31 protein-coding genes are annotated in these 26523 nt (G+C 71.6%); 25 read left to right on the forward strand and 6 right to left on the reverse strand.

The genetic code is table 11. The annotated features are described in order from the left end of the window. Positions 1-22: 22 nt before the first annotated feature. From hisD to hisF, 8 genes are read left to right on the forward strand one after another with little or no spacing between them, the layout of a single operon-like run. A complete protein-coding gene (gene hisD / locus LNW73_RS24790) occupies positions 23-1339 on the forward strand; it encodes a histidinol dehydrogenase (protein ID WP_250991431.1) in 1317 nt (438 codons plus the stop codon). After that, a complete protein-coding gene (locus tag LNW73_RS24795) occupies positions 1336-2439 on the forward strand; it encodes a histidinol-phosphate transaminase (RefSeq protein ID WP_250991432.1) in 1104 nt (367 codons plus the stop codon). Before hisD ends, LNW73_RS24795 begins: the two co-directional genes overlap by 4 nt. Beyond that, positions 2436-3029: an imidazoleglycerol-phosphate dehydratase HisB gene (gene hisB / locus LNW73_RS24800; protein WP_250975405.1), complete on the forward strand. Its 594-nt coding sequence runs from the start codon at positions 2436-2438 to the stop codon at positions 3027-3029. Before LNW73_RS24795 ends, hisB begins: the two co-directional genes overlap by 4 nt. After that, entirely contained in the window at positions 3026-3178 is a 153-nt protein-coding gene (locus LNW73_RS24805) for a hypothetical protein (RefSeq protein WP_250991433.1), read from the forward strand. The genes hisB and LNW73_RS24805 overlap by 4 nt, the downstream gene beginning before the upstream one ends. A gap of 9 nt (positions 3179-3187) precedes the next feature. Continuing rightward, entirely contained in the window at positions 3188-3823 is a 636-nt protein-coding gene (gene hisH, locus LNW73_RS24810; protein WP_250975403.1) for an imidazole glycerol phosphate synthase subunit HisH, read from the forward strand. Between the two features lie 22 nt (positions 3824-3845). Continuing rightward, on the forward strand, positions 3846-4577 hold the full coding sequence (priA, locus tag LNW73_RS24815) for a bifunctional 1-(5-phosphoribosyl)-5-((5-phosphoribosylamino)methylideneamino)imidazole-4-carboxamide isomerase/phosphoribosylanthranilate isomerase PriA (RefSeq protein WP_138356932.1): 732 nt from the start codon (positions 3846-3848) through the stop codon (positions 4575-4577). Then, positions 4574-4981, forward strand: coding sequence for a RidA family protein (locus LNW73_RS24820; protein ID WP_250975402.1), 408 nt, complete (start codon positions 4574-4576; stop codon positions 4979-4981). Before priA ends, LNW73_RS24820 begins: the two co-directional genes overlap by 4 nt. Further along, positions 4978-5733 carry an imidazole glycerol phosphate synthase subunit HisF gene (gene hisF / locus LNW73_RS24825; RefSeq protein WP_250975401.1) on the forward strand — a complete coding sequence of 252 codons (756 nt, stop codon included), beginning with the start codon at positions 4978-4980 and terminating at the stop codon, positions 5731-5733. The genes LNW73_RS24820 and hisF overlap by 4 nt, the downstream gene beginning before the upstream one ends. 13 nt (positions 5734-5746) lie before the next feature. Here hisF and LNW73_RS24830 read toward each other — a convergent pair whose 3' ends face one another. The 3 genes from LNW73_RS24830 to LNW73_RS24840 are packed head-to-tail and all read right to left on the reverse strand — an operon-like array spanning position 5747 to position 9139. After that, on the reverse strand, positions 5747-6490 hold the full coding sequence (locus LNW73_RS24830; RefSeq protein WP_250991434.1) for a succinate dehydrogenase/fumarate reductase iron-sulfur subunit: 744 nt from the start codon (positions 6488-6490) through the stop codon (positions 5747-5749). Next, entirely contained in the window at positions 6487-8433 is a 1947-nt protein-coding gene (locus LNW73_RS24835) for a fumarate reductase/succinate dehydrogenase flavoprotein subunit (RefSeq protein WP_250991435.1), read from the reverse strand. The genes LNW73_RS24830 and LNW73_RS24835 overlap by 4 nt, the downstream gene beginning before the upstream one ends. Before the next feature lies 1 nt (position 8434). Beyond that, positions 8435-9139 (reverse strand): succinate dehydrogenase cytochrome b subunit, encoded by a 705-nt coding sequence (locus LNW73_RS24840; RefSeq protein ID WP_250991436.1) that lies wholly within the window; start codon positions 9137-9139, stop codon positions 8435-8437. A gap of 94 nt (positions 9140-9233) precedes the next feature. Here LNW73_RS24840 and LNW73_RS24845 point away from each other — a divergent pair, with 94 nt between their 5' ends. After that, positions 9234-10121, forward strand: coding sequence for a LysR family transcriptional regulator (locus tag LNW73_RS24845; RefSeq protein WP_250991437.1), 888 nt, complete (start codon positions 9234-9236; stop codon positions 10119-10121). A gap of 22 nt (positions 10122-10143) precedes the next feature. On the opposite strand, the gene LNW73_RS24850 is transcribed toward LNW73_RS24845, so the two are convergent. Next, a complete protein-coding gene (locus LNW73_RS24850; RefSeq protein ID WP_250991438.1) occupies positions 10144-10776 on the reverse strand; it encodes a TIGR03085 family metal-binding protein in 633 nt (210 codons plus the stop codon). 33 nt (positions 10777-10809) lie between these two features. Beyond that, positions 10810-11490 carry a hypothetical protein gene (locus tag LNW73_RS24855; RefSeq protein WP_250991439.1) on the reverse strand — a complete coding sequence of 227 codons (681 nt, stop codon included), beginning with the start codon at positions 11488-11490 and terminating at the stop codon, positions 10810-10812. Positions 11491-11847: 357 nt separating this feature from the next. On the opposite strand from LNW73_RS24855, the gene hisI reads away from it, so the two are divergent. The 7 genes from hisI (at position 11848) to LNW73_RS24890 (ending at position 17723) form a co-directional block, all read left to right on the forward strand. Beyond that, positions 11848-12231 carry a phosphoribosyl-AMP cyclohydrolase gene (gene hisI, locus LNW73_RS24860; protein ID WP_164296057.1) on the forward strand — a complete coding sequence of 128 codons (384 nt, stop codon included), beginning with the start codon at positions 11848-11850 and terminating at the stop codon, positions 12229-12231. A gap of 120 nt (positions 12232-12351) precedes the next feature. Next, complete coding sequence (locus LNW73_RS24865) at positions 12352-12651, forward strand: hypothetical protein (protein WP_250991440.1); 300 nt, start codon at positions 12352-12354, stop codon at positions 12649-12651. Continuing rightward, positions 12648-13298, forward strand: a complete 651-nt coding sequence (locus LNW73_RS24870; RefSeq protein WP_250991441.1) for a hypothetical protein — start codon at positions 12648-12650, stop codon at positions 13296-13298. The genes LNW73_RS24865 and LNW73_RS24870 overlap by 4 nt, the downstream gene beginning before the upstream one ends. Then, entirely contained in the window at positions 13295-15118 is a 1824-nt protein-coding gene (locus LNW73_RS24875; RefSeq protein WP_250991442.1) for a putative T7SS-secreted protein, read from the forward strand. Before LNW73_RS24870 ends, LNW73_RS24875 begins: the two co-directional genes overlap by 4 nt. Continuing rightward, positions 15115-15483: a hypothetical protein gene (locus tag LNW73_RS24880; protein ID WP_250991443.1), complete on the forward strand. Its 369-nt coding sequence runs from the start codon at positions 15115-15117 to the stop codon at positions 15481-15483. The genes LNW73_RS24875 and LNW73_RS24880 overlap by 4 nt, the downstream gene beginning before the upstream one ends. Then, positions 15480-16163 (forward strand): enhanced serine sensitivity protein SseB C-terminal domain-containing protein, encoded by a 684-nt coding sequence (locus LNW73_RS24885; protein WP_250991444.1) that lies wholly within the window; start codon positions 15480-15482, stop codon positions 16161-16163. The genes LNW73_RS24880 and LNW73_RS24885 overlap by 4 nt, the downstream gene beginning before the upstream one ends. A gap of 36 nt (positions 16164-16199) precedes the next feature. Beyond that, positions 16200-17723 (forward strand): anthranilate synthase component I, encoded by a 1524-nt coding sequence (locus tag LNW73_RS24890; protein ID WP_250991445.1) that lies wholly within the window; start codon positions 16200-16202, stop codon positions 17721-17723. A gap of 75 nt (positions 17724-17798) precedes the next feature. Here LNW73_RS24890 and LNW73_RS24895 read toward each other — a convergent pair whose 3' ends face one another. After that, a complete protein-coding gene (locus tag LNW73_RS24895; protein ID WP_250991446.1) occupies positions 17799-19106 on the reverse strand; it encodes a S53 family peptidase in 1308 nt (435 codons plus the stop codon). A gap of 274 nt (positions 19107-19380) precedes the next feature. On the opposite strand from LNW73_RS24895, the gene LNW73_RS24900 reads away from it, so the two are divergent. The 9 genes from LNW73_RS24900 (at position 19381) to lgt (ending at position 26477) form a co-directional block, all read left to right on the forward strand. Then, positions 19381-20133 (forward strand): TIGR02234 family membrane protein, encoded by a 753-nt coding sequence (locus LNW73_RS24900; RefSeq protein WP_374118280.1) that lies wholly within the window; start codon positions 19381-19383, stop codon positions 20131-20133. A 135-nt stretch (positions 20134-20268) separates the two neighbouring features. Continuing rightward, complete coding sequence (locus LNW73_RS24905) at positions 20269-20478, forward strand: HGxxPAAW family protein (protein ID WP_138358680.1); 210 nt, start codon at positions 20269-20271, stop codon at positions 20476-20478. A 94-nt stretch (positions 20479-20572) separates the two neighbouring features. Further along, positions 20573-21061 (forward strand): DUF2752 domain-containing protein, encoded by a 489-nt coding sequence (locus LNW73_RS24910; protein WP_374118181.1) that lies wholly within the window; start codon positions 20573-20575, stop codon positions 21059-21061. Positions 21062-21387: 326 nt separating this feature from the next. Further along, a complete protein-coding gene (gene trpC, locus LNW73_RS24915) occupies positions 21388-22197 on the forward strand; it encodes an indole-3-glycerol phosphate synthase TrpC (protein WP_250975387.1) in 810 nt (269 codons plus the stop codon). Positions 22198-22201: 4 nt separating this feature from the next. Next, a complete protein-coding gene (trpM, locus tag LNW73_RS36715; protein WP_374117216.1) occupies positions 22202-22345 on the forward strand; it encodes a tryptophan biosynthesis modulator TrpM in 144 nt (47 codons plus the stop codon). A 57-nt stretch (positions 22346-22402) separates the two neighbouring features. After that, on the forward strand, positions 22403-23650 hold the full coding sequence (trpB, locus tag LNW73_RS24920) for a tryptophan synthase subunit beta (protein WP_250991447.1): 1248 nt from the start codon (positions 22403-22405) through the stop codon (positions 23648-23650). Next, on the forward strand, positions 23647-24483 hold the full coding sequence (trpA, locus tag LNW73_RS24925; protein ID WP_250975385.1) for a tryptophan synthase subunit alpha: 837 nt from the start codon (positions 23647-23649) through the stop codon (positions 24481-24483). The genes trpB and trpA overlap by 4 nt, the downstream gene beginning before the upstream one ends. An 82-nt stretch (positions 24484-24565) precedes the next feature. Further along, a complete protein-coding gene (locus LNW73_RS24930) occupies positions 24566-25372 on the forward strand; it encodes a DsbA family protein (RefSeq protein ID WP_250991448.1) in 807 nt (268 codons plus the stop codon). 109 nt (positions 25373-25481) lie between these two features. After that, complete coding sequence (gene lgt, locus LNW73_RS24935; protein ID WP_250991449.1) at positions 25482-26477, forward strand: prolipoprotein diacylglyceryl transferase; 996 nt, start codon at positions 25482-25484, stop codon at positions 26475-26477. The last annotated feature ends 46 nt before the right edge of the window (positions 26478-26523 follow it).

The raw sequence follows: 26523 nt of genomic DNA on the forward strand, positions 1-26523 counted from the left end.
AGCGTTCTCTACACTTGACAGGGTGATCTCCCGAATCGATCTGCGTGGTGCCGCCTTCCCGGAGGACGGCATCGACCGCGACCTGCTGCCCCGAGCCGAGTTCGACGTGGAAGCCGCCCTGGACCAGGTGCGGCCCATCTGCGAGGACGTACGCCATCGGGGGACGGCGGCGCTGATCGACTACGCGCGGAAGTTCGACGGCGTCACCCTGGAGCGCGTCCGGGTGCCCGCCGCGGCACTGGAGAGCGCCCTGGAGGAGCTGGATCCGAAGATCCGCGCCGCCCTGGAGGAGTCGATCCGGCGGGCCAGGATCGTGCACCACGAGCAGCGCCGCACTGACACGACGGTGCAGGTCGTGCCCGGTGGCACGGTCACCGAGCGCTGGGTGCCGGTCGAGCGGGTCGGACTGTACGTGCCGGGCGGACTGGCCGCCTACGCGTCGTCCGTCGTCATGAACGTGGTCCCGGCGCAGGAGGCCGGCGTCGAGGGCATCGCCGTCTCGTCGCCCCCGCAGAAGGACTTCGACGGCCTGCCCAACCCGACGATCCTCGCCGCCTGCGCGCTGCTCGGCGTGGACGAGGTCTACGCCGCCGGCGGCGCCCAGGCCATCGCGATGTTCGCGTACGGCACCGAGGAGTGCCGGCCGGTCAACCTGGTCACCGGCCCCGGCAACATCTACGTCGCGTCGGCCAAGCGGCTGCTCAAGGGCCGGATCGGTATCGACGCCGAGGCCGGTCCGACCGAGATCGCCGTCCTCGCCGACGCCACCGCCGACCCGGTGCACGTCGCCGCGGACCTGATCAGCCAGGCCGAGCACGACACCCTGGCGGCGGCCGTGCTGGTCACCACCTCGGTGGAGCTGGCCGAGCGGGTCGAGAAGGAGCTGGCGGCGCAGGTCGGCGTCACCAAGCACAGCGAGCGCATCCTGGCCGCGCTGGCCGGCCGGCAGTCGGCCGTGGTGCTGGTCGACACGATCGACCAGGGCCTCGCCGTCGTCGACGCCTACGGCGCCGAGCACCTGGAGATCCAGACCGCGGACGCCGCCGCCGTCGCCGCCCGGGTCCGCAACGCCGGCGCGATCTTCGTCGGCGCGTACGCCCCGGTCTCGCTCGGCGACTACTGCGCCGGCTCGAACCACGTACTGCCCACCGGCGGCTGCGCCTGCCACTCCTCGGGCCTGTCCGTGCAGTCGTTCCTGCGCGGCATCCACGTCGTGGACTACAGCCGCGACGCGCTCGCCGAGGTCACCCACCACGTGGTGACGCTCGCCGACGCCGAGGACCTGCCCGCGCACGGCGCCGCGCTGCGCGCACGGTTCGACTGGCAGGTACCGCGGTGACCCGCATCGACGATCTGCCCATCCGTGACGAGCTGCGCGGCCAGACCCCCTACGGCGCGCCGCAGCTCGACGTCCCGGTGCGGCTGAACACCAACGAGAACCCGTACCCGCTGCCCGAGGCCCTCGTGCGGCGGATCGGCGAGCGGGTCACCGAGGCCGCCAGGGCGCTGAACCGCTACCCGGACCGGGACGCGGTGGAGCTGCGCACCGAGCTGGCCGCGTACCTCAGCCGCACCGCCGGCTACGCGGTCTCCAAGGAACAGGTGTGGGCGGCCAACGGCTCGAACGAGGTCATCCAGCAGCTGCTGCAGACCTTCGGCGGCCCCGGGCGCAGCGCGATCGGCTTCGAGCCCTCGTACTCGATGCACGCGCTGATCTCGCGCGGCACCGGCACGGAGTGGATCTCCGGGCCGCGCCGCGCCGACTTCACCATCGACGTGGACGCCGCCGTGGCGGAGATCGCCGCGCGCCGGCCCGACGTGGTCTTCATCTGCTCGCCGAACAACCCCACCGGCACGGCCGTCGAAGCCGCGACCGTACTGGCGCTGTACGAGGCCGCGCAGGCCGCGAAACCGTCGCTGGTCGTCGTCGACGAGGCGTATGTCGAGTTCTCGCACCGGCCGTCGCTGCTGTCGCTCATCGAGGGTCGGCCGAACCTGGTGGTCAGCCGCACCATGTCCAAGGCGTTCGGCGCGGCCGGGCTGCGGCTCGGCTACCTCGCCGCGGACCCGGCCGTCGTCGACGCCGTCCAGCTGGTGCGCCTGCCGTACCACCTGTCGGCCGTCACCCAGGCCACCGCGCTCGCGGCGCTGGAGCACACCGATACGCTGCTGGGGTACGTCGAGCAGCTCAAGGCCGAGCGGGACCGTCTGGTCACCGAACTGCGCGCCCTGGGCTGCGAGGTCACGGACTCGGACGCGAACTTCGTGCAGTTCGGCCGCTTCGCGGACAGCCATGCCGCCTGGCAGGCGATCCTCGACCGCGGCGTCCTGGTCCGCGACAACGGTGTACCGGGATGGCTGCGGGTCACCGCGGGCACCCCGGAGGAGAACGACGCGTTCCTGGACGCGGTTCGCGCAATGCAGAAGGAGACCGTATGACCCGCGTGGGCCGTGTGGAACGCACCACCAAGGAAACGTCCGTCGTCGTCGAGATCGACCTGGACGGCAGGGGCGAAGTCTCCGTCTCCACCGGTGTCGGCTTCTACGACCACATGCTCGACCAGCTCGGCCGCCACGGACTCTTCGACCTGTCGGTCAAGACCGAGGGCGACCTGCACATCGACACCCACCACACCATCGAGGACACCGCCCTCGCGCTCGGCGCCGCCTTCCGGCAGGCGCTCGGCGACAAGGTCGGGATCTACCGCTTCGGCAACTGCACGGTGCCGCTGGACGAGTCACTCGCCCAGGTCACCGTGGACCTGTCGGGCCGTCCCTACCTGGTGCACACCGAGCCCGAGAACATGGCTCCCATGATCGGCTCGTACGACACGACGATGACCCGGCACATCCTGGAGTCGTTCGTCGCGCAGGCGCAGATCGCGCTGCACGTCCACGTCCCGTACGGCCGGAACGCGCACCACATCGTGGAGTGCCAGTTCAAGGCCCTGGCCCGCGCCCTGCGGTACGCCTCCGAGCGTGACCCGCGCGCGGCCGGCATCCTCCCCTCGACCAAGGGCGCACTGTGAACACCGCATCGACCGTCTACATCGTCCTCGGGCTCTTCCTCGCCGGCGGCGTCTACTCCTTCTGGAGGCAGAAGCTTCCGACGGGCGTCGTCGTCCTGCTCGGCATCGGCGCGCTCATGGCGTTCGGTGCCGGCCTGATGTCGCTGTAGGGGGCCGCCATGAGCAAGAGCGTGGTTGTCCTCGACTACGGATTCGGCAACGTCCGCTCGGCCGAGCGCGCGCTGGCGCACGTCGGCGCCGACGTCGAGATCACCAGTGACTTCGACCGGGCCATGAACGCCGACGGGCTGCTGGTGCCCGGCGTCGGGGCGTTCGCCGCCTGCATGGCCGGACTGAAGTCGGTCCGCGGTGAGTGGATCATCGGCCGGCGGCTGTCCGGCGGCCGGCCCGTGATGGGGATCTGCGTCGGGATGCAGATCCTGTTCGCGCGCGGCGTGGAGCACGGCACCGAGACCGAGGGCTGCGACGAGTGGCCCGGCACCGTCGAGCCGCTGCGGGCCCCGATCGTCCCGCACATGGGCTGGAACACGGTCAAGGCGCCCGAGGACACCCGGCAGTTCGCCGGGCTCGACGCCGACGCCCGCTTCTACTTCGTGCACTCGTACGCGGTGCGGGAGTGGGAGCTGGAGGTCACCAACCCCCATATCCGCTCCCCGAAGGTCACCTGGGCCACGCACGGCGAACCCTTCGTCGCCGCCGTGGAGAACGGCCCGCTGTGGGCCACCCAGTTCCACCCCGAGAAGTCCGGCGACGCCGGTGCCCAGCTGCTGACCAACTGGCTCGACCACCTCTAGAACCTCTAGGACGTCACTTCCTATGGCTACGAACCGCCTCGAACTCCTTCCCGCCGTCGACGTCCGCGACGGCCAGGCCGTCCGCCTCGTCCACGGCGAGTCCGGCTCCGAGACGTCCTACGGCGACCCGCTGGCCGCCGCCCTCGCCTGGCAGCAGGCGGGCGCCGAGTGGCTGCACCTGGTGGACCTGGACGCGGCCTTCGGCACCGGTGACAACCGGGCGCGGATCGCCGAGGTCGCCGGCTCCATGGACATCAAGGTCGAGCTGTCCGGCGGCATCCGCGACGACGCGTCGCTCGCGGCGGCCCTGGCCACCGGCTGCACCCGCGTCAACCTCGGCACCGCCGCCCTGGAGACGCCCGAGTGGGTCGCCAAGGTCATCGCCGAGTACGGCGACCGGATCGCGGTCGGCCTGGACGTCCGCGGCACCACCCTGCGCGGCCGCGGCTGGACCCGCGACGGCGGCGACCTGTTCGAGACGCTCGCCCGGCTGGACTCCGAAGGGTGTGCCCGGTACGTCGTCACCGACATCGCCAAGGACGGCACCCTCCAGGGACCCAACCTGGAACTGCTGAAGAACGTGTGCGCCGCCACCGACAAGCCCGTCGTCGCGTCCGGCGGCGTCTCGTCGCTCGACGATCTGCGCGCGATCGCCACGTTGGTACCCGAAGGTGTCGAAGGCGCCATCGTGGGCAAGGCCCTTTACGCCAAGGCGTTCACCTTGGAAGAGGCGTTGGAGGCCGTTTCACGATGACCGAATCCCCCGCAGTTCGCCGCGTGCAGTCCGACCACAGCCCCTGGGAGGAGACCATGGGCTTCGCCCGTGCCGTCGCGGCCGGGGACCGGGTCATCGTCGCGGGCACCATGCCGCTGGTCGGCGGTGTGGTGCGGGGCGAGGGAAGTCCGTACGAGCAGACGCTGCTCGCCTTCGGCAACGCGATCGCCGCGCTGGAGCCGTTCGGCCTCGCGGCCGACAGCGTCATCCGCACCCGGATGTACCTCAGCCACGCCCGGGACGCGGAGGATGTCGGGCGCGCCCACAAGGAGCTGTTCGGCGACGTACGGCCGGCCGCGACGATGGTCGTCGTCAACGGCTTCGTCGACTCCCGGGTGCTGGTCGAGGTCGAGGTCGAAGCGTATCGAGGAGCCCCTGAATGACCCTCGCGGTCCGAGTCATCCCCTGCCTGGACGTGGACAACGGCCGGGTCGTCAAGGGCGTCAACTTCCAGAACCTGCGGGACGCGGGCGACCCCGTCGAGATGGCGAAGCTCTATGACGCCGAGGGCGCGGACGAGCTGACGTTCCTCGACATCACCGCCTCCTCGGGCGACCGCGAGACCACCTACGACGTGGTGCGCCGCACCGCCGAACAGGTCTTCATCCCGCTCACCGTCGGCGGTGGCGTCCGCACCACGGACGACGTCGACAAGCTGCTGCGCGCCGGCGCGGACAAGGTCGGCGTCAACACCGCCGCCATCGCCCGCCCGGACCTGATCCGGGAGATCGCCGAGCGCTTCGGCCGGCAGGTGCTCGTGCTGTCCGTGGACGCCCGGCGGAACGCGGCCGGCGGCTTCGAGGTCACCACGCACGGCGGCCGGCAGGGCACCGGCATCGACGCCGTCGAGTGGGCGCACCGCGCCGCGGAACTGGGCGCCGGGGAGATCCTGCTCAACTCGATGGACGCCGACGGCACCAAGGACGGCTACGACCTCGCCATGATCGAGGCCGTCCGCAAGCACGTCACGGTCCCCGTCATCGCCTCCGGCGGCGCCGGCAAGCTCTCCGACTTCGCTCCCGCGGTGGCGGTCGGCGCCGACGCGGTGCTGGCGGCGTCGGTCTTCCACTTCGGGGACCTGCGCATCGGGGACGTCAAGAACGCGCTGCGCGAGGCCGGTCACCCGGTCCGCTGAGGAGTCCGTCGGTTCACCGGCCTTTGCTGAGAGCCCGCAGGTACTCGCGGTTCATCGCCGCGATGGACGGCAGCGGGATGCCCTTCGGGCAGGCCGTGGCGCATTCACCGGTGTTGGTGCAGCCGCCGAACCCCTCGGCGTCCATGGCCCCGACCATGTCCAGCACCCGGGACTCGCGCTCGGGCGCCCCCTGCGGCAGCACGTTGAGGTGGACGACCTTCGCCGAGGTGAAGAGCATCGCCGAGCCGTTCGGGCAGGCCGCCACACAGGCGCCGCAGCCGATGCACTCGGCGTGCTCGAAGGCGGTGTCCGCGACCGGCTTGGGCACCGCGGTGGCGTGCGCCTCCGGGGCGGCGCCGGTGGGCGCGGTGATGTAGCCGCCGGCGCCGATGATCCGGTCGAACGCCGACCGGTCGACGACGAGGTCCTTCACCACCGGGAAGGCGGCGGCGCGCCACGGCTCGACGTCGATGGTGTCGCCGTCGGTGAAGTGCCGCATGTGCAGCTGACAGGTGGTGGTCCGCTCGGGGCCGTGCGCCCGGCCGTTGATGACCATGCCGCAGGCACCGCAGATGCCCTCACGGCAGTCGTGGTCGAAGGCGACGGGCTCGTCGCCGGCGAGGATCAGCTCCTCGTTCAGATGGTCCAGCATCTCCAGGAACGACATGTCGGGGGAGATGCCGGTGACGTCGTAGGTGGTCATCCGGCCCGGCTCGTCGGGGCCGGTCTGCCGCCAGATGCGCAGGGTCAGTTTCACGCGTAGCTCCGCTGGGTGGGGTGGACGTGCTCGAAGACGAGGTCTTCGCGGTGCAGGACGGGGGCGCGGCCGGTGCCGGTGAACTCCCAGGCGGCGGCGTACGCGAAGGAAGCGTCGTCGCGGGCCGCCTCGCCGTCCGGGGTCTGGCTCTCCTCGCGGAAGTGGCCGCCGCACGACTCGGCGCGGTGCAGGGCGTCCAGGCACATCAGCTCGGCGAGTTCCAGATGGTCGGCGATCCGGTTGGCCTGCTCCAGCGACTGGTTGAGGTCGGCGCCGGAGCCGGGGACCTTCACCCGGCGCCAGAACTCGTCGCGCAGCTGCGGGATGCGGTCCAGGGCCTTGCGCAGCCCGGTCCCGGTGCGCGCCATGCCGCACTCGTCCCAGAGCAGCTCGCCCAGTTCGCGGTGGAAGGACTCGGGGGTGCGGTCGCCGTTGACGGCGAGCAGCAGGTTGAGCCGGTCCTCGGTGTCGGCGACGGCCTCGGCGACCGCCGGATGCGTCGGGTCCACGGTGTCGTGCGGATGCCGGGCCAGATAGTCGTTGAGGGTGGCGGGCAGGACGAAGTAGCCGTCGGCCAGGCCCTGCATGAGGGCGCTGGCACCGAGCCGGTTGGCGCCGTGGTCGGAGAAGTTGGCCTCGCCGATGGCGAAGAGGCCGGGCACCGTGGTCTGCAGGTCGTAGTCGACCCACAGGCCGCCCATCGTGTAGTGGATCGCGGGATAGATCCGCATCGGCGTTGCATACGGGTCCTCGGCGGTGATCCGCGCGTACATCTCGAAGAGGTTGCCGTACTTCTCCTCCACCGCGGCGCGGCCCGTGCGGGCGATGGCGTCGGCGAAGTCCAGATAGACGCCCTGCCCGCCGGGTCCGACGCCGCGCCCCTCGTCGCAGACGTTCTTGGCGGCGCGCGAGGCGATGTCGCGGGGCACCAGGTTGCCGAACGCCGGGTAGAGCCGCTCCAGGTAGTAGTCCCGCTCGTCCTCGGGGATCGCGTTCGGCGGGCGTTCGTCGCCCCGCACCTTCGGGACCCAGATCCGGCCGTCGTTGCGCAGCGACTCGCTCATCAGCGTCAGCTTCGACTGGTGGTCGCCGGAGCGCGGGATGCAGGTGGGGTGGATCTGGGTGAAGCAGGGGTTGGCGAAGTACGCGCCGCGCCGGTGGGCCCGCCAGATGGCGGTGGCGTTGGAGTTCTTGGCGTTGGTCGACAGATGGAAGACGTTGCCGTAGCCGCCGGAGGCGAGCACGACCGCGTCCGCGAAGTAGGTGTCGATGCGTCCGGTGACCAGATCGCGGGCGACGATGCCGCGCGCCCGGCCGTCCACCACGATCAGATCGAGCATCTCGGTCCGCGCGTGCATCTCGACCGTGCCGGCCGCGATCTGCCGGGTGAGCGCCTGGTAGGCGCCGAGCAGCAGCTGCTGGCCGGTCTGTCCGCGGGCGTAGAAGGTGCGCGACACCTGGACGCCGCCGAACGAGCGGGTGTCGAGCAGGCCGCCGTACTCGCGGGCGAACGGGACGCCCTGGGCGACGCACTGGTCGATGATCTCCACCGACACCTGCGCGAGGCGGTGCACATTGGACTCCCGGGCGCGGAAGTCGCCGCCCTTGACGGTGTCGTAGAACAGCCGCCGCACCGAATCGCCGTCGTTGCGGTAGTTCTTGGCGGCGTTGATGCCGCCCTGCGCGGCGATGGAGTGTGCCCTGCGGGGCGAGTCCTGGTAGCAGAACTGCACGACGTGGTAGCCCTGTTCGGCCAGCGTGGCGCCGGCCGCGCCGCCGGCCAGCCCGGTGCCGACCACGATGACGGTGTGCCGGCGGCGGTTGGCCGGGTTCACCAGCTTCGCCTCGAAGCGGCGGCGGTCCCAGCGCTCGGCGATCGGGCCTTCGGGGGCCTTGGTGTCGACGACGGGTTCGCCGGTGGTCCAGTGCGAGTAGTCGGTCATGTCAGCTCACGACTCCAGTCATGACGGCAACGGGTACGGCGATGAATCCGCAGGTCAGGACGAGCGCCAGGGCGTTGGCCAGGGCTTTCAGGGCGCGGTCCCGCCGGGCGTTGTTGGCGCCGAGGGTCTGGGCGGCGCTCCAGAAGCCGTGCCGGATGTGCAGGCCGAGGGCGAGCATCGCCACGATGTAGAAGACATCGGCGTACCAGTTGCGGAAGTCCGCGACGATGTTCTCGTAGGGGTGGTGCGCCTGGCCGCGCGGATTCACCGTCAGCGTCGTCAGGTCCAGGAGGTGCCAGACGATGAACAGCGCGAGGATCACCCCGCCCCAGCGCATGGTGCGGGTGGCGTAACTGGCGCGCTGCCGCCGGTGGGCGTACTTCGCGGGCCGGGCGGCCCGGTCCCGCCGGCTGAGCTGGTAAGCGGCGACGCCGTGCAGCACGACGGCCGCCACCAGGCCCAGCCGCATCAGCCACAGGAACCAGCCGTGGTGCAGCACCGGCTCACCGATGGTGCGCAGCCAGGCCGCGTAGGCGTTGAACTCCGGGGCACCGAAGAAGATCTTCAGATTGCCGAGCATGTGGCCGACGAGGAACAGCAGCATCGCCACCCCGGTGACGGCCATGACCGCCTTCTTGCCGACGGTCGAGCGCCACAGGGTCGCCGCGGGGGATGATCGCCGTCCGGTACGTGTCGCCAGTGCCATGGACAGGACGCTAGGCCGGGCGCCGCCATCCGTCCAAGACATGATGCGGCTGCTTTCCATAGGCAATGCCTATGCAGCGATCTACGCTGGCACCATGCAGCTGCACCAGCTCCAGTACTTCGCCGCCGTCGCGGACCTGCGGCACTTCACCCGTGCCGCCGAGAGCGTCCATGTGGCCCAGCCGTCGCTGTCGCAGCAGATCCGGGCGCTGGAACGGGAGCTGGGCGCCGAGCTGTTCCACCGCGCCCGGGGGCACATCACCCTCACCGACGCGGGGGAGGTCCTGCTGCCGCTGGCCCGCCGGATCCTGGCCGACGCCGAGACCGCGCGCCGCGAGGTCCAGGAGGTGGCCCAGCTCCGGCGCGGCCGGGTGCGGCTCGGGGCGCCGCCGAGCCTGTGCGCCAGCCTGGTCCCCGATGTCCTGAAGGACTTCCACCGGCGGTACCCCGGAGTCGACCTGGTGGTCCACGAGGACGGCTCGCAGGACCTCGTGCGGGTACTGGCCGCCGGGGAGCTCGACCTCGCCCTGATCATCACCCCGCTCCCCGTCCAGGCCCCCGCCCTGGCCACCGAGGAGCTGCTGCGCGAGGAGCTGGTGGCGGTCTCGGCGCCGGCCGATCCCGCTCCGGTGCGCCGCGCGCACCTGCGGATCGAGGACCTGCGCGGCCGTCCGATGGTGATGTTCCGCCGCGGCTACGACCTGCGGGAGTACACCCTCGCGGCCTGCCGGGCGGCCGGCTTCGAACCGACCTTCTCCGTCGAGGGCGGCGAGATGGACGCGGTCCTCGGATTCGTCCGGGCCGGCCTGGGCCTCGCCGTGGTCCCCAGCATGGTCGCGGAGCGCTCGGGCCTGCGCATCACCCCGTTCGCCGCCCCGGGCCTGCACCGCACCATCTCCGTCGCGCACCGCGGCGACGTCTCACCGCCCCGCGCCGCCCGCGAACTGCGCCGCATCCTGCTGGACGCCACTCGGGCCCGCTGACGGCCTTGCAGCGGGGCCCGGTCTAGAGGCCGAGCTTGGTGTCGTACACCGTGGCCACGGCGGCCTTGTCGCCCTCGGTCTCGACCCGCGCCGCCTCCTGGCGGCCGAAGGCGAAGATCGTCAGCTCGCCCGGCTCACCGGTGACCGTCACGACCGGGGTGCCCTTGTGCGCGACGGCGGTCTGGCCGTCGGGGCGGCGCAGGACCAGCCCGACGGGGGACCTGCGGCCCGCGACCCGGGCCATGCGCTCCAGGCGCTTCCACAGGGTGTCGGAGAAGACGCTGTCCAGCTCACGGGGAGTCCACTCCGGCTGGGCACGGCGGACGTCCTCGGCGTGGACGAAGAACTCGACGGTGTTGGCCGCCTCGTCGATCTGCTTGAGGGAGAACGGCGACATCCGCGGCGGCCCGGTGCGGATGAGCTGTACCAGCTCCTCGAACGGCTTCTGCGCGAACTCCTGCCGGACGCGTTCCATCCGGGCGGCGAGCTGCGGGATCACGATCCCGGCCGCGGCATCGCTGCGGCGCTCGCGGACGACGAGATGCGCGGCCAGATCGCGGGCGGTCCAGCCCTCGCAGAGCGTCGGAGCACCCGCCCCGGCGTTCTCCAGCAGATCGGCGAGGAGCAGACGTTCACGCTGCGCATGAGTCGACATGACGTCAGGTTAGGTCCACCCCTCGCCGTGCGGCTACGGCAGGGCCTTGGTGAGCTTCTTCCCGTCGACCTTGTTGCTGAGGGTCAGCGAGCAGGAGATCGTGTCCTTCTTCTGGATCTGGTACGTCATGAGCGACGGATACAGCGCGTAGTAGTAATAGGTCTTGCCGTCGGCCGGGATCCGGGCGAGACGCTTCTTGGCGTCCGGCTCGCACAGCTTCAGCACCTTGGTCTGGAGCTCGGTCTCGGTGGTGAAGCTGCCGGTCAGGGTCTCGTTCGCGACGACCTCGCCGTCGTGCGGCGAACTGCACGAGCGGGTCGTGACGACGGACACGCTGCTGTCCAGGCCCGGGTGGTCGAAGCACTTGCCCGGGTTCAGCACGACGTACGGCACCAGGTCCGGGGTCGGGCTGCTGGTGGTGGAGCCGGTGGTCGGCAGGTCGGTGGGTATGTCGAGCGTCGGCAGGTCGGTCGGCAGCGTCACCGTCGGCGTCGGGAACGCCGAGGTGGACGAGGACGAGCTGGAGCTGGTGAGCGCGTCCGGCTTCTTGTCGTCGCCACCGCTGCTGGCCAGGACGATGCCGCCGATGATCGCCCCGACGACGACCACCGCACCGATCGCTATCGCCGCGTTCCGGCCGTTGTTGTTTCCGCCGCCGGGCGGCGGGGGATAGCCGCCGCCACCGGGCGGATAGCCGTAGCCGCCGGGAGGCACCGGCGGTCCGGGAGGACCGGGCGGGCCGTAACCGCCCTGGCCCCCCTGGCCCCCTTGACCACCCTGCGGATATCCGTAACCGCCCTGGCCGCCTTGCGGATAGCCGTAGCCGTCACCCGGCGGAGGAGGTGGAGTCGGCGGACCAAAGTTCTGCGGCGGACCGAAGCCGCCACCTTGCCCTGGTGGCGGCTGACCGTTCGGCGGAGGCGGAGGAAAACCCATGCACGAAGGATGCCCCATACGGGTGACAACGGCGAGCGACTAGGGAATCAAGGTCGGTGAACCTGCCGTGTTCATCACCGAACGCACCTTTTGGGCGGCGCGAAACGCCGGAGGGACCGGCGGCACAATAGAGGCATGCCCGACACCGCCGCACCGTCCCCCGCGTCCCCGTCCTCCCCGCTCGACCCGGCCGTGGCCGCCCGCCTCAAGCGCACCGCCGACGGGCTCGTCCCCGCCATCGCGCAGCAGTACGACACCGGCGAGGTGCTCATGCTCGGCTGGATGGACGACGAGGCGCTGCACCGCACGCTCACCACCGGCCGCTGCACCTACTGGAGCCGCAGCCGCGGCGAGTACTGGGTCAAGGGCGACACCTCGGGGCACGTCCAGCACGTCAAGTCCGTCGCCCTCGACTGCGACGGCGACACCCTGCTCGTCAAGGTCGACCAGACCGGTGCCGCCTGCCACACCGGCGACCGCACCTGCTTCGACGCCGACCCGCTGCCGCTGGGCCCCTGACCCCCCGACCCGGGTTCCGTCCGGGTCCGCCGCCACGATCCCGGTGACCTTCCCGCCTGGCCGTAAACGTTATCGGCCACTGTGGCAAGCTGTCGGTCCGCGGATCGATGGGAGGGTTCGATGACGGACCTGGGATACGACCTGGGGGCACTGGACGCGTTCACCGGCCAGCTCACCCGGATCAAACAGGGGCTCGAATCCAGCCACTCGGTGATCGACTCCTTCGACTCCGACTACGGCGACGGCCGGGTCCGCGACGCGATGCACCACTTCGAGAAGCGCTGGCGGGACGGGCGCGGCCATGTCGAGAACACCGCCGGCGTGCTTTCGTCCATGGTCACCGAGGCCGTGAAGGCCTACACCAAGGTCGACGAGGACCTCGCCAAGCAGCTGCGCGACGGCACCAGGGCACCGCAATGAGCGGCCCGAAGTTCGACACCGGCGTCGGCTACACGCTGCGCGTCCCCGGCAGCTGGTTCGAGGTCGACGTCCGCCCCGCGACCCGGGCCGCCTCGGCGGCCGACCTCGTCAGCCGGCGCCTCACCGACCTGCCCGAACTGCGCGAGCGCCGCTCCGACATCGTCCGGCTGCTGCGCAACCAGGCGGCGGCCGCCTGGAACGCCGGCGCGGTCTACTGCGCGGTGATGGCGGAATCGGTCGCGGACGGCCTGCTGCCCGCCTGCGTCACCGTCTCCTTCGTCGCCGGGCCGGTCGACGCGAGCAGCGACGCCGAGGACCGGCTGTCCCCGCTGCTCGCACCGCTCAGCGCGAAGACGGCCAAGGCCGAGGGCGACACCTGGACCGAGCTGTCCACCGTCGAACTCCCGGACGCCGGGCCCGCCGCCCGCAGCCACGGGGTCGAGGACATCGAGGACGAGTCCGGCCGCCCGATGCGCGTCGTCACCATGCAGACCTTCGTACCGCTGCGGGACGTGAACCGCGTCGCCATCGTCTCGTGCAGCAGCCCCGCCGTGGAGGTGGCGCCGGCGCTGCTCGACGTCTTCGACGCCATCAGCTCCACCTTCCGCCTGTTCCGCGCCGCCGACCTCGTGGAGACCACATCGTGAGCCGCCCGGCCGACTGGTTCATCCTCGACCTGCACGAGGATCCGACCCCGGGCGACGTCTTCCGGGTCCGCCAACTCGCCACCACCACCCGCCGGATCGCCGACGACGCCGAGGCGGCGTCCCGGAACGTACGGGCCCTCGCCGGTGACCAGGCGACGATGACGTGGGTCGGCGCCGCCGGCGACGTCTTCAAGGAGGCGATCGGCAAGTTCCCCGGACAGCTCGACAAGGTCGCGCACTCCCACCACCTGGCCGCCGACGCACTCGACGGCTACGCGACGTCCCTCGACTCGGCGCAGAGCCAGGCGGACCGGGCGCTCTCCCAGGGCCGCCAGGTCCACGACCAGGTGAAGAGCCTGCACGCGCAGCTCGTCACCGCCAACGGCTCGCTCACGACACTGGACAAGGCGGTCGCCCCGCCCGACCCCGACCAGGTCAAGGAGCAGGCCCGCAAGCACACCGCCGCCCAGGGCCAGGTCACCTCCCTGCAGTCGCAGCTCAGCGGCCCCCAGGCACAGCTGGACGCCGCCAAGCGGCTCGCCGGGCAGGCGGCGGAACTGCGCAACACCGCCGCCGACACCGCGAGCAGATCGCTGCACGAGGCCGCCGACGCGGGCATCCCGCCGGACTCGTTCTGGCACAAGCTCGGGGACCTCGCCGCCAAGGCGTGGAACGGCCTCATCGTCGTCGCGAAGATCGTGGTCGCGGTCGGCGGCATCATCGCGCTCATCATCGGCGGCCCGATCGCCTGGATCGTCTTCGCGGCCGCGCTGCTGGTGCTCGCGGACACCATCGCCAAGTACACCCAGGGGAAAGCGACCCTGTGGGACGTGGCCCTCGCGGCGCTGAGCTGTATTCCCATGACGAAGGGCCTCACCTCGCTGGGCGCCCTGAAGGGCGCCTTCGCCGCCGAGGGGCTGCTCGGGGTGGGCAGCCATCTGCTGGGCGCCGGATGGGGTGCGATCAAGGGCATCGGCACCGGCGCGATGGCCCTGTGGAAGGGCCGCTCGGCCATCCCGGGACTGCTGCGCGCCCTGCCGTTCACCGCCCTGGGCAAGCTGACGTCGATGGCCACCGAGCTGCGGTACGGCGCCTCCGGCGCGCTGACCGGCTTCGGGGCCGGCTTCGGTGACGGGGCGGGGCTCTTCGGCTCGTTCCGGTCCAGCCTGTCCGAGGGCCTCCAGGGCTGGCGCGGCGGCACCCAGGCGGCGTCGGAACTGCCGTCCCAGGGAGCGCGCGCCTGGCAGGGCTCGGGCGGCTACCCGGGGATCGACCTGTGGCACGACACCGTCATCCCGGCCGGCACCAACGCCGAGGCGCTGCACCCGCGGATCACCGGATTCGCGATGCCGGAGGGGACGATGGCGTCGCTGGGCGGTGACTCCGCCGAGATCAGCAAGGGAGTCCAGGTGGGACCGTCCGACCTCAACCAGTACATCCAGCACGAGTACCGGACCGAGGGCGTCACCCTGCACTTCAACTCCGACGTGCCGGCGGCCGGCGCCTACGCGAACGCCAACCCGCAGTTCGGCGGGGGCGGCCTGCCGCAGTACTTCGTCCCCGACGTGATGTCGCACATCGACTCCGGCGCCATCTCCGTCATCGACCACAGCGGCAACGTCCTGCCGGTCTCGCCGAACGGCATCGCCAGCGTCGGCCCCGGGCAGAACATCCCGCTGCACAACTTCGACCTGCCGTCCGGGTCGCCGATCCTGACCAACAACCGGACGGCGGCCACCGCCGCGGGCGGCACCACCATCGTCGGCGGCATCACCCGAAGTTCGGTGTACGGCTCCCAGCTCACGGCGCCGAGCCGATGAGCGCCGGAACGCCGGACGATGTCCGGGCGCCGATCGCGGCCTCCGGCACGCGGGAGAACCCGCACGCGCACCTCGATCCGATCGTGGCGGCCGAGCTGTCCTGGGGGAACCGGATCACGAAGGACTGGCACATCGTCGACTACCACTTCGGGGACTGGCTGCTCACGCTGGAGAAGCCCTTCCACGTGGACCGCCTCCGGGAGACCTTCGTCTTCCCCGGCACCATCCGGCTCGGCACCTACGCGAGACATTCCGATGGATCCGGCGGCGTCCGGATGTGCCTGGGCGACCAGCTGAACCTGATGGGCATCGAGGCGCCGCTGCCCAGGGACCTGCCCGCCGTCAACGCGGAGATCGAGCTATGAGCCAGCACCCGGACCCGACCCCGCGGCCGATCGAGGTCTCCCCGCTGATCTACCGGCTCGCCGACAGCATCGTGCTGATCGGCGTGCGGACGGGCGACCGCGGCCCGGAACCGCTCTACACGGATGTCTCCGGAACGCTGTGCGCCGTCGCGTACACCGACCCGGAGGAGATCCGGCGCGATCTGCCCGAGGGCTACCGGCTGTTCCAGATCACCGTTCCGGAACTGCTCGCCCAACTGCCGCCCGCGGCCGGTCTGATCATCGATCCGCGCGCCGCCTCGCCGATCCATGTGGCCGCAGAGGAGCGCGATGTGGTGATCGCGGCGGGCCTGCCGTTCCCGGCCGGCGCGTACATCAAGGTCAAGGCGTCCGCGGACCCGCAGCCCCGGCTGCTGGCGGCCGCACTGCCGCGGATCGAGGCGCTGGCCGCGGTGCGGCGGCTGTACCTCACGCGCTACCGGGTCGCGGATGCCCGGGAGAAGATCCTGGTGGTGTACGAGGTCGACGGGGTGCCGGGAGCCGACACCGCGGCCGCCGACGCGGTGCTGGCCGCCGCGGCCGACATCGCCCTGGCCGACCCGATGCAGATCGTGGCCCTCGGCGACGTTCCCGAGGACCTGCGGGCCGTCGTCCTCGCCGACGTCGAGCCCGCGTACGTCCGGCCGGATCTGCGGGGCTGAGCGGGCACCTGCGCGCAGGCCCATTACGCTGCCGCTATGACCACCGCTACTGTCGCGCCCGACCTCGAAACGTTCCGCAAGCTGGCGGAGGACCGCCGGGTGATCCCCGTCAGCCGGAGGCTGTTGGCGGACGGCGACACCCCGGTCGGGCTGTACCGCAAGCTCGCGGGCGAGCGTCCGGGGACGTTCCTGCTGGAGTCCGCGGAGAACGGCCGCTCGTGGTCGCGGTACTCGTTCGTCGGGGTGCGCAGCGCCGCGACGCTGACCGAGCGCGACGGGCAGGCGCACTGGCAGGGGACCCCGCCGGTGGGCGTGCCGACCGGCGGCGATCCGCTGGAGGCGCTGCGGGTCACGGTCGAGACGCTGCACACCCCGCGTGACCTGCACGCGGGCGGCGGGCTGCCGCCGTTCACCGGCGGGATGGTCGGCTACCTCGGCTACGACATCGTGCGCCGCCTGGAGAAGATCGGCGAGCACGGCGAGGACGAACTGCGGCTGCCCGAGCTGACGATGCTGCTCACCTCGGACCTGGCGGTGCTGGACCACTGGGACGGCAGCGTGCTGCTGATCGCGAACGCGATCAACCACAACGACCTGGCCACCGGCATCGACGAGGCGTACGCCGACGCCGTCGCCCGGCTGGACGCGATGGCCGCCGACCTGGCCCGGCCGGCCGCGTCGGCCGCCGTCGAGCTGCCCGCCTCGGAGCTGCCGGAGTTCACCGGACGCTGGGGCTCGGCGGCCTACCAGGCAGCCGTCGAGGACATCAAGGAGCGGATCCGGGCGGGTGAGGCGTTCCAGGTGGTGCCCTCGCAGCGGTTCGAGACCCCGTGTCCGGCGAGCGCGCTGGACGTGTACCGGGTGCTGCGGGCGACCAACCCGAGTCCGTACATGTACCTGTTCCGCTTCGACGGCTTCGACGTCGTGGGCTCCAGCCCCGAGGCGCTGGTCAAGGTCGAGGACGGCCGGGCGCTGGTGCACCCGATCGCCGGCACCCGGCCGCGCGGCGCGACCCCGCAGGAGGACGCGGCGCTGGGGGAGGAGCTGATGGCGGACCCCAAGGAGCGCGCCGAGCACCTGATGCTGGTGGACCTGGGCCGCAACGACCTGGGGCGGGTGTGCGAACCGGGCAGCGTCGAGGTCGTCGACTTCATGTCCGTCGAGCGCTACAGCCACGTCATGCACATCGTCTCGACCGTCACCGGCCGGGTGGCCGAGGGCCGCACCGCCTTCGACGTGCTGACGGCCTGCTTCCCGGCCGGGACCCTGTCCGGTGCCCCCAAGCCGCGCGCGATGCAGATCATCGACGAGCTGGAGCCGGTCCGCCGCGGTCTGTACGGCGGCTGCGTCGGCTATCTGGACTTCGCCGGCGACTCCGACACCGCGATCGCCATCCGCACCGCGCTGCTGCGCGACGGTACGGCGTACGTCCAGGCGGGCGCCGGTGTCGTCGCCGACTCGGACCCGGTCGCCGAGGACACCGAATGCCGCAACAAGGCGGCGGCGGTGCTGCGCGCGGTGGCGACCGCGAGCCGGCTGCACACCGACGCGCAGGCCTGACCGCGGGAACACCTGTGGGGACATGCGAAGGCGGGGCGGCCCGGTCCGGGCCGCCCCGCCTGCTTCACGGGGCCGTCAGCCCGTGAAGGCCGAGGTGCCGTTCGGGGTGCCGAGACCCGTCGGGCCGTCGTATCCGGCCTTGGCGGTGCACAGGTACGAGCCCGAGCAGCTGCCGTTGGAGCCGCTCGTCACGTCGTTGAGCGCCGAGGTGTGGGCGTACGGGAACGAGGTCGGGTACGAACCGGACGACGGGGCGCCGGCGATGGCGTACACCCCCGCGATGATCGGCGCCGAGGCGCTGGTGCCACCGAAGGTGTAGTACCCGGCGGCGATCCCGTAGGAGTCGTAGATCGCCAGACCGGTGGCCGGGTCGGCGACCGCCGACACGTCGGAGATGGTCCGCTTGGCGCAGCCGGTGTCCTTCTGCCAGGACTGCTTGGCGTCATAGGCGGAGCAGCCGGAGCCGGTGCCCTCGGTGCTGTTCGTGGACCAGACGGTCTCGGTCCAGCCACGGGCGTTGGAGGCGGTCTTGAGGGCGGTGCCGCCGACCGAGGTCACGTACTTGGAGGCGGCGGGGTACTCGGCGCCGTAGGCGGAGTCACCGGCGCTGACCGTGATCGCGACGCCCGGGTGGTTGAAGTAGCTGCTGTCGTAGGAGGCGTCGGAGGAGGACTCCCCGCCGCCGTAGCTGTTCGAGACGTACTTCGCGCCCAGGGTGACGGCACGGTTCACCGCGGTGCCGAGGTTCGCCATCGAGGGGGTCTTGGCCTCGACGAGCAGGATCTTGCACTTGGGGCAGATCGCGCTGGCCATGTCGAGGTCGAGGGATATCTCCTCCGACCAGCCGGCGTCGGCGGTGGGCAGCGCGGTGGTGCTGCCGGTCTGGCTGACCTTCTTGAAGCAGCCGTTGGCCGTGGTGCAGGCCGGCAGCCCGTAGTGCGAGCGGTAGACGCCGAGGTCCGCCTCGGCGTTCGGGTCGTCGTAGGCGTCGACGATCGCGATGGTCCGCCCGGCGCCGTTGGCGGCCGCCGCGGAGGTCAGCCCGTAGGCCTTCTGAAGATCACTCGGGCCGTAACCTGTGGGGGTGGCGGCGGCCGCGTTGGGGGTGATCGTCGTGCCACGGACATTGGTGGTGTGCACCGTCCCGCTGGTGACGCGGAGCGCCTTGCACGCCATCTCGCCCGCCTTGGGCAGGGCGCAGGCGCGAGCGGTGTGCACGGCCTGATCCGCGTTCACGGTGACGTTCTGGGCCGCGCCGGTCCGCGCGACCGGCTGCGCGTCGGCGGACGGGGCGATGGCGAAGCCCGCCAGGGCCAGTCCCGCGACGGCGGTGAGGGAGAGTCCGGCGCGCCGAAGCGACGCCGGAGTAAGGGTTGTGCGCAACGTACTGCCTCCTGTGGCTGTGAACCGGGGGCTGTGCGGGGGGAGTTGATCCGCCGGAGCGAGGTGGTCGCACGGGGGATCGGCGCGAACGTATTGTGACGAGCGCACGTCAACAAGACGGCAGACGGAGTCTCTACCTCCGCTTTGCTTTCGGCAGTGATCGCATGGGCGAAAACTTGCTCACTCATGGACTGGTCGGTGCATGAAATCGACTCGTGGTGGTCTGTCCCTGATCGGTCCCCCGCCTGTGCCGCCCGCGGGCCGACGCGCGATAGTGGTCTACGTGACTGCCGTGCCCCAGCCCCGCCCCGCCGAAGAATCCGCGACCACCGCGACCGCCCCGGTTCCGACCGGGACCGCGCCGGATCCCACCGCGACCGCCCAGGAACCCGCCGCCGACCCCGTGGTGCCGGGGCCGCCGGCGCGCACCCGCGCCGCGGGCCGCCGCAGCCTGGCCCTCGCGCTGCTGCTCGGCGTCGCCGGCGCCGCCGTCACGCTGCTCGCGGCGGGCAAGACCTGGGCCCACGGGACCGCGAAGTACGCCGAGGGCTCGGTGGCGCTCACGGTCTCCGGCAGCGAGATCACCGGCGTGCCCGGCGCGCTCGCGCTCGTCGGCCTCGCCGCCCTGGTCGCCGTGTTCGCCGTCCGCGGCATCGGCCGCTCCGTCGTCTCGGGACTCCTGGTGCTGTGCGGCGTGGGCATCGTGACCGCCGCCCTCACCGACAGCCCCGGCTCCGCCCTGGCCGCGGCCGCCACGGCCGCCACGACGCTGGCCAGTACGACCGTCGTCGGTGAGAGTTCCACCACATGGCCGTGGGTCGCCGCCGCCGGGGGAGCGCTGCTGTTCGCGGCCGGAGTGCTCGCCGTGGTGCGCGGCCGCCACTGGCCGGGGATGTCCAACCGCTACGACCGGGACGGCGCCACCGGCCTGCCGTCCCGGAAGGCCGGGCGCCCCGCCCCGGACCCCGAGCGCCCCGAGGAGTTGTGGAAGGCCCTCGACCGCGGCGAGGACCCGACCGGGGGCTGACCGGGTCCGACCGGGGGCCGACCGGTGTCGGCACGGGGGCCCGCCCACGCCGCACCCCCGTGCACGGAGCGCTCCGGGAACGCGCAAGAATGGACGAGGAAAACTTCCCCGACCGAGAACATATTGGGAGCACTCATGGCGGGCACCAACCACGGCCACACCCCTGCCGCCTGGACCGGCGTCATAATCGCCTTCATCGGATTCTGCGTCTCGGGTGCCTTCATGGTGATGGCCGAGCCGCTCGGATTCTGGGCGGGCCTGGTCGTGGTCCTGCTCGGTGGCGTCGTCGGCCTCGTGATGCGCGCGATGGGCCTGGGCCAGCCCCGGAAGCCCGCCCACAGCTGACGTCCCACTCCAACGGCACGACACGCACGACGCGGGCGCGGCCCCGGCTGATCCGGGGCTGCGCCTTCGTACGTCACGGGGCACAATCAGGCACGTGACCGACAAGCTGACCGCCGTGCCGCCGCCCGCCGGCGCCGCCGCGCCGCATCACGAGCCGTGGTCCGCCCCGGAGCCCGCGCCGCCCGCCGGCCGGCTGCGGCGGGCCGCCGTGCCGCTCGGGGTGCTGGCGGGAGTCGTCTCCGCGTTCGCGTACGTCGGAGCGGTCGACCCGAACACCCCAGGCCACTACCCCGTCTGCCCGCTGCTGAAGTACACCGGGATCTACTGTCCCGGCTGCGGCGGGCTGCGCAGCGCCCACGCGGTCGCGCACGGTGACTTCGGCGCGGCCCTCGGTCTGAACGCGCTGGCGGTCGCGGCCTACGTGCTCTTCGCCGTCGTCTGGGTGGTGTGGCTGTCGAGGACGCTGCGCGGCCGTCCGTTCGAGATCCGGCTGCGGCCGGCGTACTGGTGGGCGATCGGCGCGGTGGTCCTGTTCTTCAGCGTCGCCCGGAACCTGCCGTTCGGATCCGCGCTCGCCCCCTAGCGCCCCGCCGGACGCGTGCCCGGCCCCCGGCGGAGCGGAGCCACGGTGGCGCCGACACGCCGGGCGATGGCAGGAACCGGCCATGTGGTGTCCGGTCCTCCCCCTGGCGGCCGGTGAAACCGTGCCACGGGAAACCGGCGGCTACCCCTGGTAGCCGCATTTGTCCAGGTAGTGGGACCGCGATCGACCGGATGCGCGCCCTCCGCCCTCGGCCGGATACCATCAGTGAGCCGACGCGAGCATTTGCTGGCTTGATCGTTGACTGGCTTGATCGTTTCGGTGCACGGACCGTGCTCCACCACCCAGCCCGGAAGGGGACCGCTCGCGTGAGTGTGCTCGACGAGATCATCGACGGAGTCCGCGCCGACCTCGCCGACCGGCAGGCTCAGGTCTCCATCGACGAGCTCAAGGAGCGGGCCGGCAAGGCACGCGAAGCGATGGACGGAGTCGCCGCGCTGCGCGGTGACAGCGTCAAGGTGATCTGCGAGGTCAAGCGCTCCAGCCCCTCCAAGGGCGCGCTGGCCGCCATCGCCGACCCGGCCGGGCTCGCCGCCGACTACGAGGCGGGCGGCGCCGCGGTCATCAGCGTCCTGACCGAACAGCGCAAGTTCGGCGGCTCCCTCGCCGACCTCGAAGCGGTCCGCGCCAAGGTCGACATCCCGGTGCTCCGCAAGGACTTCATCGTCACCGCGTACCAGCTGTGGGAGGCCCGCGCCTACGGCGCCGACCTCGCCCTGCTGATCGTCTCCGCCCTGGAGCAGGACGCGCTGGTCTCGCTCATCGAGCGTGCGACCTCGATCGGGCTCACCCCGATCGTCGAGGTGCACGACGAGGAGGAGGTCGCCCGCGCGGTCGACGCCGGCGCCCGGATCATCGGCGTCAACGCCCGGAACCTCAAGACCCTCGAGGTCGACCGCGGCAACTTCGCGCGCATCGCGCCCGAGATCCCGGACGAGATCGTGAAGATCGCCGAGTCCGGTGTCCGCGGCCCGCACGACCTCATCGCCTACGCCAACGACGGCGCCGACGCCGTGCTCGTCGGCGAGTCCCTGGTGACCGGCAAGGACCCGCGGGCGGCCGTCGCCGACCTCGTGGCCGCCGGCGCCCACCCCGCCCTGCGGTTCGGGCGGAACTGACCCCATGTCCATCGCGACCCGCCTCGCGCCCGGCTGCCGCCCCCGCGGCTGCCGCGCGCCTGCGCGTCGCGTATTGGGCCGTCGGGTGCGTTATGTGATCGGCGGCGAGCCCGGACAGGTCAACGGAATGCGATGGCGTCGCGGCTGAGCCGCGACACTTCCATCAGCCATCGCATTTCACTGTCAGGGGACTCCTGTGTCTGCCATGTCAGAATTCTTCATTCCCGATCCCGAGGGTCGGATCCCGAACGCCGAAGGCTACTTCGGCGCGTTCGGCGGCAAGTTCATCCCGGAGGCGCTGGTCGCCGCCGTGGACGAGGTCGCCGCGGAGTACGAGAAGGCCAAGGCCGACCCGGCCTTCGCCGCCGAGCTGAACGACCTGATGGTCAACTACACCGGCCGGCCGAGCGCGCTCACCGAGGTCGCACGGTTCGCCGGGCACGCGGGCGGCGCCCGGGTGTTCCTCAAGCGCGAGGACCTCAACCACACCGGCTCGCACAAGATCAACAACGTGCTGGGCCAGGCGCTGCTCACCAAGCGGATGGGCAAGACCCGCGTCATCGCCGAGACCGGCGCCGGCCAGCACGGCGTCGCCACCGCCACCGCGTGCGCACTCTTCGGCCTCGAGTGCACCATCTACATGGGCGAGGTCGACACCAAGCGCCAGGCGCTGAACGTCGCGCGGATGCGGATGCTCGGCGCCGAGGTCGTCTCCGTGACGTCCGGCAGCCGCACCCTCAAGGACGCCATCAACGAGGCGTTCCGCGACTGGGTCGCCAACGTCGACCGCACCCACTACCTCTTCGGCACGGTGGCGGGACCGCACCCCTTCCCGGCACTGGTCCGTGACTTCCACCGGGTCATCGGCGTCGAGGCCCGCCGGCAGATCCTGGAGCGCACCGGACGGCTCCCCGACGTCGCCGTCGCCTGTGTCGGCGGCGGATCGAACGCCATCGGCCTCTTCCACGCCTTCCTCCCCGACGCGGGCGTCCGCCTGGTCGGCTGCGAGCCCGCGGGCCACGGCGTGGAGACCGGCGAGCACGCCGCCACCCTCAGCCAGGGCGAACCCGGCATCCTGCACGGCTCCCGCTCCTACGTCCTCCAGGACGACGAGGGGCAGATCACCGAGCCCTACTCGATCTCGGCGGGACTGGACTACCCGGGCGTCGGTCCGGAGCACTCCTACCTCAAGGACACCGGCCGCGCCGAGTACCGCGCGATCACCGACGACGACGCGATGCAGGCGCTGCGCCTGCTCTCGCGGACCGAGGGCATCATCCCCGCGATCGAGAGCGCGCACGCGCTCGCCGGGGCACTGGAGATCGGCCGCGAGCTGGGCCCGGACGCCCTGCTCCTGGTGAACCTCTCAGGACGCGGCGACAAGGACATGGACACCGCGGCCCGCTACTTCGGTCTGTACGAGAACGAGAACGAGCAGGGGGAAGCCAAGTGAGCGGCAACATCGCGCTGTTGAACGCGGCCCTGGCCGCGGCGAAGGCCGAGAACCGGGCCGCGCTGGTCGGCTACCTCCCGGCCGGATTCCCCACCGTCGACGGCGGCATCGAAGCGGTCAAGGCGATGCTCGAAGGCGGCTGCGACGTCGTCGAGATCGGCCTGCCGCACAGCGACCCGGTGCTCGACGGACCGGTTATCCAGACCGCCGACGACATCGCGCTGCGCGGCGGCGTCCGGATCAAGGACGTGCTGCGCACCGTCCGCGAGGCGCACGCCGCCACCGGAGCGCCGGTGCTGGTCATGACGTACTGGAACCCGGTCGACCGCTACGGCGCCGAGCGGTTCGCCGCCGACCTCGCCGAGGCGGGCGGCGCCGGCTGCATCCTGCCCGACCTGCCGGTCGAGGAGTCCGAGGTGTGGCGCAAGGCCGCGGAGCTGCACGGTCTGGCCACCGTCTTCGTGGTCGCGCCGAGCAGCCGCGACGCGCGGCTCGCCAAGATCACCGCGGTGGGCACCGGCTTCGTCTACGCGGCGTCGCTGATGGGCGTCACCGGCACCCGGGTGAGCGTCGGCGAGCAGGCGGCCGACCTCGTCCTGCGCACCCGCGCCACCACGGACCTGCCGGTCTGTGTCGGCCTGGGCGTCTCCAACCCCGAGCAGGCCGCCGAGGTCGCGGCCTTCGCGGACGGCGTCATCGTCGGCTCCGCGTTCGTCAAGCGGCTGCTCGACGCGCCCGACCTGGAAACGGGACTGGCCGGGGTGCGGGAGCTGGCCGGCGAGCTGGCGGCGGGCGTCCGCAAGCGCACCGGGGCGGTCCGGCAGAGCCGGTAGGACAGATCGTTTTAGTCCCTCATTAGGGCGAATCGGGACCGGGGAGGCGCAGCGACGCCTCCCCGGTTCGTTGTCCAGGGGTGTGAGCCAGAAGAACCGTGAAGGAAAGCGCACCGCCCGTGAGGCGATGCATGAACAGCGCGAGAAGGACAAGGCGCGCGACAAGCGCAAGAGGACACTGATCGTCGGTGGTGCCGTCGTCGTGGTCCTGGCGATTGCCGGGGTGGTGGCCGGGGTGCTGGCCAACCACACGAGCGAACCGGCCAAACCGGTGGCGTCCCCGAAGGGCGCGACCGGCAACGACAACCTCGTCATCCCCACCGGCGCGGCCGGCGCGCCGTCCACCCTGACCGTCTACGAGGACTTCCGCTGCCCCGGCTGCGGCATGTTCGAGAAGACCTTCCGCGACACCGTGCACTCCCTGGAGGACAGCGGCGCGCTGAAGGCCGACTACCACCTGGTGACGATCATCGACGGCAACATGGGCGGCACCGGCTCGCTGAACGCGGGCAACGCCGCCGTCTGCGCGCAGGACGCGGGCAAGTTCCGGGCGTTCCACGACGTTCTCTACGAGAACCAGCCGGACGAGCGGGAGGACAAGTTCGGGGACAAGGCGTATCTGCTGGAGCTCGCCGACAAGGTGCCGGGGCTGAAGACCGACACCTTCACCGCGTGTGTGAACAACGGCACGTACGACACCTGGATCAAGAAGTCGGCCGCCGCCTTCGGCGGGTCCGGGTTCAGCTCCACCCCGACCGTCCTGCTCAACGGCAAGAGCGTCTACGGAAACCAGACCGACCCGCTGACCCCGGACAAGCTCAAGCAGCAGGTCGAGGCGGCCAACAAGGGCAAGAAGGCGGGCACCGTCACGCCGACCCCCACGTCCTGACCCCCGCCCCGACCGCATCACGACCGCATCACGACGGCAGGGCCGTTACGCGTCCGTAGCCGGGCTGGTTGCCACTCCACCCGCCCGGCACGGTAGCGTCGGCCCTGCTATGGAGATCCTCGCTTTCATTCCCAGTCCGTCCAGCGGTGTGGTGTACCTCGGACCCATCCCGCTCCGCGGCTATGCGTTCTGCATCATCATCGGCGTCTTCGTAGCCGTCTGGCTCGGAAACAAGCGGTGGGTGGCCCGCGGCGGCCAGAAGGGGACCGTCGCGGACATCGCCGTGTGGGCGGTGCCCTTCGGCCTCGTCGGCGGCCGGCTCTACCACGTCATCACCGACTACGAGCTGTACTTCGGTGACGGCAAGGACTGGGTCAACGCGTTCAAGATCTGGGAGGGCGGCCTCGGCATCTGGGGCGCGATCGCGCTCGGTGCGGTCGGCGCCTGGATCGGCTGCCGCCGCCGGGGCATCCCGCTGCCGGCCTGGGCGGACGCCCTCGCCCCGGGCATCGCGCTGGCGCAGGCCTGCGGCCGCTGGGGCAACTGGTTCAACCAGGAGCTCTACGGGCGCGCCACCGACCTGCCGTGGGCGCTGAAGATCAGCGCCACCGACAGCCACCCGGGCGGCACCTACCACCCGACGTTCCTGTACGAGTCGCTGTGGTGCGTCGGTGTCGCGCTGCTGGTGATCTGGGCGGACCGCAAGTACGGCCTCGGCCACGGCCGGGCCTTCGCGCTGTACGTCGCGTCGTACTGCGTGGGCCGCTTCTGGATCGAGTACATGCGCGTCGACGACGCCCACCACATCCTGGGCCTGCGGCTGAACGACTGGACCTCGATCGTCGTCTTCATCGGCGCCGTGGTCTACATGGTGCTGTCGGCACGGTGGCACCCGGGCGTCGAGACGGTCGTGGAGCCGGCGCCCGCGGGCGGCGACGTGAGCCTGGACAAGGGCCCCGCGGACGCGGACGCCGAGAAGAGCGGCAAGGACGCCGATGCCGAGGATTCCGGTATCAAGGACTCCGACGCCGGGGACTCCGAAGCCCTGAACTCTGGCGCGAAGGTGTCCGAGAACGACGGCGCAGAGGCGTCCAAATCCTCCTGAACCTCCCCTCTCCTCCCGCGGCCGCCGGCTCATTCGAGTCCGGCGG

It is taken from the genome of Streptomyces sp. RKAG337 (assembly GCF_023701715.1).
Taxonomy (GTDB): Bacteria; Actinomycetota; Actinomycetes; order Streptomycetales; family Streptomycetaceae; genus Actinacidiphila.